General features: G+C 43.7%; 4 protein-coding genes. All 4 read left to right on the forward strand.

Translation table 11 applies throughout. The features are described from left to right. Window positions 1–179 precede the first annotated feature (179 nt). Window positions 180–1,121: an ROK family glucokinase gene (locus tag LG34_RS03555; RefSeq protein WP_109214905.1), complete on the forward strand. Its 942-nt coding sequence runs from the start codon at window positions 180–182 to the stop codon at window positions 1,119–1,121. 659 nt (window positions 1,122–1,780) lie between these two features. Continuing rightward, window positions 1,781–2,668: a LysR family transcriptional regulator gene (locus tag LG34_RS03560; RefSeq protein WP_146190185.1), complete on the forward strand. Its 888-nt coding sequence runs from the start codon at window positions 1,781–1,783 to the stop codon at window positions 2,666–2,668. Window positions 2,669–2,683: 15 nt separating this feature from the next. Further along, the gene (locus LG34_RS03565) at window positions 2,684–3,853 is read left to right on the forward strand and encodes a DUF4317 domain-containing protein (protein ID WP_109214907.1); all 1,170 of its coding nucleotides are present in this window, start codon (window positions 2,684–2,686) and stop codon (window positions 3,851–3,853) included. A gap of 526 nt (window positions 3,854–4,379) precedes the next feature. Then, a partial coding sequence (locus LG34_RS03570; RefSeq protein ID WP_109214908.1) for a beta-galactosidase occupies window positions 4,380–6,186 on the forward strand: 1,807 nt, incomplete at its 3' end.

Consider the following 6,186-nt stretch of genomic DNA (forward strand, 5'->3'; position numbering starts at 1 on the left):
CGCTGACCAGAATCACGCACCAAGTCTCACGTGCGTTCGACTTGAATTCCTGATGTTCGGAAATATACAAAAAATCAGTCGAAAATGTGGAAATCTGGCATTGAGACAGAAACAGAGAATGTGCTATACTGAGGTCAATAAGGGTAAAACAAAATTTAGAGATAACGAGGTAGGGTAAAATGAAAAAATATGGATTTGGTGTTGATGTAGGTGGAACCACATGTAAGATTGGATTGTTTGACAATACCGGCGTGATTTTGGATAAATGGGAAATTAAGACGAATACAGAAAATAACGGAGCATCTATTTTAGACGATATCGTTGCTTCATTAGAAGGAAAAATGGCAGATGCAGGAATCAGTAAAGATGACGTGGAAGGCGTTGGAATCGGTGTTCCGGGACCTGTTAAAAATGACAGCATCGTGTGCCAGTGTGTAAATCTTGGCTGGGGAACTTTTGATGTGGCAGAGACTCTTTCCGGTAAAATCGGACTCCCAGTAAAAGTAGGAAATGATGCAAATGTAGCTGCACTTGGAGAAATGTGGAAAGGCGGCGGACAGGGTTGCAAAAACGGTGTTATGGTTACACTTGGAACCGGTGTCGGTGGTGGTGTTATCATCAATGGTTCTATCATTGGCGGTGTACACGGAGCAGGAGGAGAGATCGGACATATGAAGGTGTCTGATACAGAGACAGATGTCTGCGGCTGCGGAAAATGCGGATGTCTGGAGCAGTATGCTTCTGCAACTGGAATTGTACGTCTGGCGAAAAAACGCCTGGCGGCAGATGATGCGGCAACAACTCTGCGTGATCTGCCGGAAGTGACAGCGAAAGATATTTTTGATGCTGCAAAAGCAGGAGATGCAGTTTCTTTGGAATTAGTAGAAACACTTGGTACGATTCTTGGCGGTGCGCTGGCAGCCATTGCCTGTGTAGCGGATCCGGAAATGTTTGTTATTGGCGGAGGTGTTTCAAAAGCCGGACAGATTCTGCTGGATGTTGTTCAGAAACATTTTAAAGAGCGTGCATTCCAGGCATGTGAGGATACAAAATTTGTATTGGCTTCCCTTGGAAATGATGCCGGAATGTATGGTTGTGCGAAAATGATTTTTGGTAAGTAATTTTTGTTTAGGATAATTTGGAACAAGCAGAAACGAACTCCTACAAGAACCTGAAAAATTTTCTGTGAGCGCTGCGTCGCTTATTTTCGACCGCTTCCGCGAACTCACCAACAGCAAAACCAGCTGTTGGCTCAGACACACTCCCGCGGTCGGGCTAGACGCAGTGCTCACAACGAAAATTTTTCAATGGTTCTTTCGTAGGAGTTCGTTTCTGCTTTGTTCCATTTACGCCGTGGCACCGAGTGACACGCATGCATATACTTCCTGGAAAAAATAAGCGCCGTGTTGCATGCGCAAGATTAACATAATGAGAAGTTAATTAAAATAAAATTTTAAGCCACGCAAACAAGGTATCAAAAAAGCCTGTCCATTGGACAGGCTTTTTTGATTGTTTGTTGAGAGTTGTAAAAAAGTGATTTTGAAATTTCGTTCAATTTCTGATATTAGAATACTACATAGTTACCTATTTGTAAAATTGAAAAAAGTGATATGTGAAATCAAAAAAAATGAACGATAAAGGTTTACTTCCATCGAAATTCCCGATACAATAAATCATGAGAGAAAAGTACGTTTTACAATGGAAACGACATGTTTCGGAAATGAAAATTTCCTGAGTATGGATAGCGTTGTGGGACAAATATAATGTAAATGGTGAAAAAATGGAACTACGAAATGTAAAAACGTTTATTAAAATCGCAGAGATCGGCAATTTTTCCAGAGCTGCATCTGATCTTGGTTATGCACAGTCGACTGTGACGATGCAGATTCAGACTCTGGAGCGGGAATTGGGCGTATCTCTGTTTGAACGAAATGGAAAAAGTGCGGTGCTTTCTGCTGCAGGAAAGGAATTTCTGGATTATGCTTATGATCTGCAACGCTGTGAGGCAATGGCGCTGGAGCATTTTGCGGAAGGGGAAGAACCAAGCGGAGAAGTCAGCGTTGGAATCATGGAGACGCTGTGTGCTTCCCGCTACGGCATTATTTTCCGGGAGTTTAAGAAGCGTTATCCAAAGGCAAATGTGAAGGTCGTGGTGGCAACGACACTGGAATGTATGGAACTGCTTGGAAAGGGCAAGCTGGATCTGATCTTGACGGTAGATAACAAGATCAACCATATTAACTGGATGACTGCTCATGAAGTGCCGACGGAAATCCGTTTTTTCTGTCCGGCAAACCATCCTTTTGCGGGAAAAAAAGATATTCCGTTAGATACCGTTTTGGAAGAAAACTTTATTATGATCGAGGAAGGCTGCAATTATCGTCAGGCTTTTGAACAATATGTGGTGGAACAGCGGGGACGCAGACCGTCTATTACCGAAATTGGTTACACCCGTCTGATTATCGATGCGGTTATAGAAAATCTGGGAGTATCTCTGCTTCCGAGATTTACATTGGAAGAAGCATTGCGAGAGAAAAAAGTCGCATTATTTTCCGTAAAAGGATTTCAGTTGTCTATGTTGATGCAGGTAATCTACAGCAAAAACCGATGGGTGTCACCGGCGATGAAGGCATTTATTGAAATGACACAGAAGTTTATGCCAGAATAAAGGAGCAATATTTATATGAATAAAAAAGAAGTTACAGAAATCAAAAAGTTATTTACGAAAGAGCGCTGTTGTCTGAACCGACTTTGTGGGTGTTATGTGGACGCAGATAAAAATAAAGTTGTGCAGTTTAAGGAAGCATTTTTATCCCTTCCGGAAGAAGAAATTTATAAATATCTGGATATTTTTCGGAAAAGTCTGTCCGGTACGTTGGGGAAAAACCTGCTGAATATGGAATTTCCGTTGGAACAGGAAATGGGCGAAGGTACACAGAAAAGTCTGATGGCGCTGCGTGACAGTGAGTTAAAAGATGATACGATGTTGGATGCTTTTTATGACCGCATTATTGAGACTTATTATCATCCGGAAAATTATCTGATCTTGCTGGTGCATGGTTCTTATGATATTCCGATGAAAACATCCGATGGTCTGGAAATGGACGATGCATCGGATTACATATATAACTTTGTGCTGTGCTGTCTGTGCCCGGTAACGCTGTCAAAAGCCGGACTTTGCTATAATGCGGAGACAAACAGCATCGAGGACCGCATTCGTGACTGGTTGGTAGATATGCCAGAGCAGGGATTTTTATTCCCGGCATTTCAGGATCGTAACACAGATATTCATCGTCTGCTTTACTATTCCAAAAATGCAAAGGAACTCTGTCCGGACATTACCGAACAGCTGCTTGGCTGTGTACAGCCAATTCCAGCGCCACAGCAGAAAGAATCTTTCCAGACAATCATAGAAGATACTCTTGGAGAGGAGTGTGTATACGATGTGGTGCGTAACATCCATGAAAACCTCAACGAGATGATCGAGGAGCAGAAAGAAAGTGGAGAACCGTTGGAACTGGATAAAATGCAGGTGCGTAAACTTTTAGAGCGCAGCGGTGCACCGGAGGAAAATCTGGAACAGTTTGAAAAACAGTATGATGAGGAAATCGGTGCGCAGATGACCGTCATGGCAAACAATATTTCCGATACACGTAAGTTTGAAGTAAAGACACCGCAGATGACAGTGAAAGTAAGTCCGGAACAGGCTGGTCTTGTGGAAACACGCATGATCGATGGCGTGCCATGCCTTGTAATTCCGCTGACGGATGAAGTAGAAGTGAACGGCATTCATGTACACTTGAAAGATGAAGAAGTATTAAAGGCATTAGAACAAAGTGCAGAGGAAGAGTAATTTTGAGAAGAATATGTCCGCTTACGCTGACCAGAATCACGCACCAGATTTCACGTGCGTTCGACTTGAATTTGATACAACAGTGAGGTTGAACTGGTACTCATCATAAATTAGGATTACAGAAATCACCTTGGCTGGATAATAGATGTCCATTTTAGGACAATGGTTTTCTTTTCATAGAAAAATATTTACTGTAAGATTATATGCATAAGACAATAAATCATTTAAGACGAAGAACAAAATGTTGCATTGTATTGATGTGTAGAAATGCAGGAATAAATCTGTGAAAGCGGACATGCAGGGCGAAACGGTAGAGCAATTTTCGTTATCGGAGCGAGCATAATGTTGCCTCCGGGAGTGTGTCTGAGCCCACAGCTGATGTTGCTGTGGGTGAGTTCACGGAAGGAGGCAACAATAGATGGCGCAGCGCAGATAGAAAATTGTTCGTGTGAGCCTGCATGCCGCTTTACAGATTAAAATTCCGCATTTCGACCGTCTGTCAACACCAAAAAAGGAGGGCATTTTCATGAACAAATTACTGTATGGGGTAGCGTATTATTATGAGTATCTTCCGTATGACCGTTTAGAGGAAGACATCAAAATGATGAAAGCTGCGGGCATCAACGTAGTCCGTATCGCAGAATCCACCTGGAGCACTTACGAAAAGCAGGAAGGTCAGTTTGATTTTTCCACGGTGACCAAGGTGCTGGACGCCATGGAAGATGCAGGCATTGACGTTATCATCGGTACACCGACTTATGCGGTTCCATCCTGGCTGGTAAAAATGGATCCGACGGTTCTTGCTGTGACACATCAGGGCGAGGGTGTGTACGGCGCGCGTCAGATCATGGATATCACAAATCCGAACTATCTGAAATACGGTGAGCGTGTCATCCGCAAGTTACTGGAAGTTTGTCAGGGGCGCAAATGCATCATTGGTTTCCAGTTAGATAATGAGACAAAATATTACGATACCGCCGGCCCAAATGTGCAGGCTGCATTTGTGGAATATCTGAAAGAAAAATTTGATGGAAGCACCGATGCCATGAACGCAGCTTTTGGCCTGGATTACTGGAGCAACCGTGTGGATAACTGGGAAGATTTTCCGGATGTGCGTGGAACCATCAATGGAAGCCTTGGTGCTGAATTTGATAAGTTCCGTCGTGGCCTTGTTACAGAGTTTCTGACCTGGCAGTCCAATATTGTAAAAGAGTATGCCCGCCCGGATCAGTTTATCACACATAATCTGGATTTTGAGTGGCGCGGTTATTCTTACGGTGTACAGCCGGCAAACAACCATTTTGAGATTGCAAGAGAAGCATTAACGGTAGCAGGTTGTGACATTTATCATCCGACACAGGAGGAACTGACAGGAGCAGAGATCGCTTTTGGCGGTGATATGACACGTTCGCTGAAGCAGAACAACTACTTTGTCCTTGAGACAGAGGCACAGGGCTATCCATGTTGGACTCCGTTCCCGGGACAGCTTCGTCAGCAGGCCTTCAGTCATGTAGCATCAGGTGCGGCTATGGTTGAGTACTGGCACTGGCATTCCATCCATAACTCCTTTGAGACATATTGGCGTGGTCTGCTGAGTCATGATTTTAAGGAAAATCATGTATATTGTGAGGCAAAAACCATCGGTCGTGATTTTGCAGCATTGAGCCCGGCACTCTGTAATCTGAAAAAAGAGAACAAAGTGGCAATGGTTGTCAGCAATGACGCACTGTCAGCACTTGACTGGTTCCGCATTGATACCACGGCAGAAGGTCCGGGAAAAACCGGTTATAATGACGTAGTTCGCTGGATGTATGATGCCCTTTACAAAATGAATGTGGAAGTTGATTTCATTGAGCCGTCTTGCAAAGAGATGGATCGTTATCAGATGGTGATCGTTCCAGCGCTGTATGCAGCTTGCGAGGCAGATCTGCAGCGCATGAAACAGTATGTGGCAGATGGCGGATATCTGATCACTACATTCAAGACCGCTTATACGGACGAAAATGTAAAAGTATATCATGACGCATTCCCACATGTATTAAACGAATGCCTTGGTATTTCCTACAGCAATTTCACTTTCCCGAAAGATGTGAAACTGAGCGGTACAGCGGATGAGCAGGCAGAACTTTTCATGGAACTTGTGAAACCGGAAGGCGCAGAAGTGCTGGCATCTTATGATCACTATGCATGGAAAGATTATGCGGCAGTAACCAGAAATCATTACGGAAAAGGTACGGCACAGTATCTTGGATGCAAGACTTCTGAAAAATATCTGCAGAAGCTGCTGGCAGATGCCATGAAGGAAGCTGGTATTGCGGATGCAGTACAGAACG

Origin of the sequence: Eubacterium ramulus, assembly GCF_003122485.1 — a bacterium.
GTDB lineage: Bacteria > Bacillota > Clostridia > Lachnospirales > Lachnospiraceae > Eubacterium_I > Eubacterium_I ramulus_A.